2 protein-coding genes are annotated in these 3,041 nt (G+C 36.9%); both read right to left on the reverse strand.

Going from position 1 to position 3,041, the window contains the following annotated elements:
* Nucleotides 1-164: 164 nt before the first annotated feature.
* On the reverse strand, nucleotides 165-1,151 hold the full coding sequence (locus tag DCH402_RS21650; RefSeq protein ID WP_071604731.1) for an ATP-binding protein: 987 nt from the start codon (nucleotides 1,149-1,151) through the stop codon (nucleotides 165-167).
* 773 nt (nucleotides 1,152-1,924) lie between these two features.
* The gene (locus DCH402_RS16510; RefSeq protein WP_040002300.1) at nucleotides 1,925-2,710 is read right to left on the reverse strand and encodes a DUF5677 domain-containing protein; all 786 of its coding nucleotides are present in this window, start codon (nucleotides 2,708-2,710) and stop codon (nucleotides 1,925-1,927) included.
* Nucleotides 2,711-3,041: the final 331 nt, after the last annotated feature.

Here is a 3,041-nt window from a genome sequence, read left to right on the forward strand (position 1 = left end):
GAGGGGTATGGTTGCCCCTCAAGAGCGAGTAGCGGACTTTTTATATTCGTTATTGAATTGAAATAAACAACTGTAATCAATAAGTAACCCCCTATAGATCACAGCTAACAATTTAGCAAATTTTATAGATTATGATAAACATCATCATTTTCGCTGTGTGCATATTAACTTAACTTTGACATCCCAGATGCTTTTTTACTAATACCACTTGCTTCAGCTTCTTTTTCACCCGTGGCAATTATATCATCAAGAATTTCACTAAATTGCTTAGGGGCATTAGATAGTTTCATCCCAAAATAAGTACCATTAAAATTCAACGCTTCTTCGACTATAGTTTGCGAATGTCCAACAATTCGTGAAGAACCACTACCGAGCACATACCAACCAAAGCTTGAAGCAAGTTGAGATAACACGTAGAGTCCAAAGCCGGAATTATCATAAATATTTTCCGTTTGAGAAATATTTGATGTACTGGAAACACCAGGTTTAATCGCTAAATGTAATGCTTCTCCATCAGTTTGTAAGTGATATGATTTTTTTAACGACTCTGCGATACCAATACCTTCGTCAATTACAGCAATCTCAACCTTTCCATCCCACCATCTCTGCCCACAAACATAACACTCAGATGCACTTGAGTGCTCAAATACATTTCTAATTATTTCACGCAATGCATAATTATATAGCCTATTTTCCTCTGTGTCTGAGGATGTACCAGAGACAATTCGTGCTAATCCTCTTACAACCGACATAATTTCTTCATACCACTCCTGCACATCCTGAGTATTTGAGTTAAAAACTGGCTTTTCGATTCTAGTAATAGGTAAATAACTTGAAGATCCTGACGCTTCGCCTATGGCATTTCCCTCCCCCATTAATATATAGTCAAAAAACCCCAAATGCGATAAATAAGAATGAACTGAATGCTCACTATTAACACCTGCCTTTACTGTTCTTAATTTATTGCCATGTCGCGCTCTAACCCAAGTTCTTATTTTTGAACCAGCAACTAGCATCCCTGTAGGAAATGAATATCTTAAGGTAGAGCAGTCTAAGCAAACCTCTGGCGTATCTAAGTTAGCATCTAACTCTTCAAAAAAACCATAGAGGCTATCTTTATCTAATCGTTCAGGAAAAAATATATTGACCATGTTCATCCTCTTCAGAATAAAAAAATATCACTGTGTTGTTTTAGGCTTAATCGCATTTATAACATATTCGAATCTAAAATTTGTGTAAATAGCACAATGTTGAATAAATATTTTAAGCAAACAGGTTAAGCTTTAGCTAGTAACATACGATATTATATAAACGTCCGCTCCTGGCACACAGCTGCCGTTCAAATGATGCCCTTCACTTTAGATATCTTGGTCATTTGGTGATGATGCTTAGGTATGTTGCAATCGGTCGCCCAGTAAAATTCACAAGGGGCGTCAAGTCAGATTCAATCACGGCGTCGAACTCAGTACCTGACTGGGTATTGCAAAAGCATGTTCTGAAAAGGCTGGTTTTTTAAACTCCGATGGTTGTGGAGAATGCCGGTAATCCACAATATTGCCTAAAAGCGCAACATTGAACGGGTGAGACACCAGAAAAGGAGATGTAAGCATCCCTGCAAAAAGAACCATCAATTTTTAGAGGGCCTCTGGTACTCCAGCTTCCGTTCTTGGCACGAAGCTGCCTTGCAAGATCTTGGGCCGCTATGAGCGAGGAACGGACATTTTGTACAGAAATTATTCTGTGCATGTTCAACAAAAAAATATATTTATTAAATTTGACGTATCAATCTACTACAAAAAGCAGATTGATGCGGTACCCCTTCTGTTAAGAAGTTTCTTTCTGAGTAGAAAAAACATTATTTCCCATGCTTCTTAAGTCAAGAATTAATGCAACCTCTCTTTTAGTAAGAAGACTAATATCTATATTAAAAGCATTCAATGTTGTTAAACACAAGAGCAGATAATTTATAGAGATGTGACAATGCACCAATCATATTGTAGTCATGCTGGGCTTCTAATTTAAGTGCTGTAAGACTTGTGTGAGCATACATACTGAGAAGATGATATTCAAACGAACCATATTCACGAGGCATTGGCGTATACTCAAGTAGATCATTCCAACTTAGTTTTTTCTCCGAAGAGATACGCCAATTGCCATTACAAACAGATTTTTTGATTTCATTTTTTAAAAGTTTATAAACAGGGCTGTTGCGAATAAATTCTCGCGATTCGGAAATCTCAGAAAGAACATGATCTATTTGATTTTTATACAGTTCAATGTAACCGGGTGCCTTCTTAATCTTCTCGTAGGTACGCTTACTGTCTAAAGCGCCAGAAAGTCGATAACATTCATATTTGAATTGTATTTCATCGTATTTTCCATCACTAATTGTATTGGTTGTTATATATTGGAGTAGTAAATACAATTCATGGCATGATCTTATCTGAACATTAATGGCTTTAATATCTATATACGTTACATCGGGTCTAAAAACGTAACTGGAACTTTCTGATAGGCGTAGCGTGGTATTGTAAAGTTTAAAGAATGATTTGAACAGGCCATATTTCCACTCATCTGGTATTGTCATTCGTTCTACAACACCCTCCAGTTCCATGTGAATTTTTAATAGTGAATCAAACATGACTCCAGCAACCTCTTCATTGCTTATACTATTTGTTAGATTTTCATACTCTTCTTGTGTCATCTGCATAAGATATTACCTATAGGAAATTGCATGCGACAAATTATACCAGATAAAAAAGGGGGAATCATCTGACATAACAATGCACAGTAAAACCCCTTGGTTTGAATTCATTTTAAGTAAAACTGAAAATAGAATACTTTATTCCCATTTTATCCATAATAGCTATAACACATTTTATGCCGACCAATAATTCCCATAGATTTTCAATGTGGGCTATCTGGATTGTTCTCCACATGCAATGGAGTCCAGAGTGGACGCCCGCTCCTGGCACAGAGCTGCCTGTCAGATTAAGTTCAGTTCCGCGCAGTAACAGTGCCAGATCAGGGCTGAGCTAATA

The organism is Dickeya chrysanthemi NCPPB 402, assembly GCF_000406105.1.
Taxonomy (GTDB): Bacteria; Pseudomonadota; Gammaproteobacteria; order Enterobacterales; family Enterobacteriaceae; genus Dickeya; species Dickeya chrysanthemi.

Coding starts and splice junctions, on each gene's coding strand:
- DCH402_RS21650 (WP_071604731.1), bottom strand. CDS start 1,151: ATGGTCAATATATTTTTTCCTGAACGATTAGATAAAGATAGCCTCTAT.
- DCH402_RS16510 (WP_040002300.1), bottom strand. CDS start 2,710: ATGCAGATGACACAAGAAGAGTATGAAAATCTAACAAATAGTATAAGC.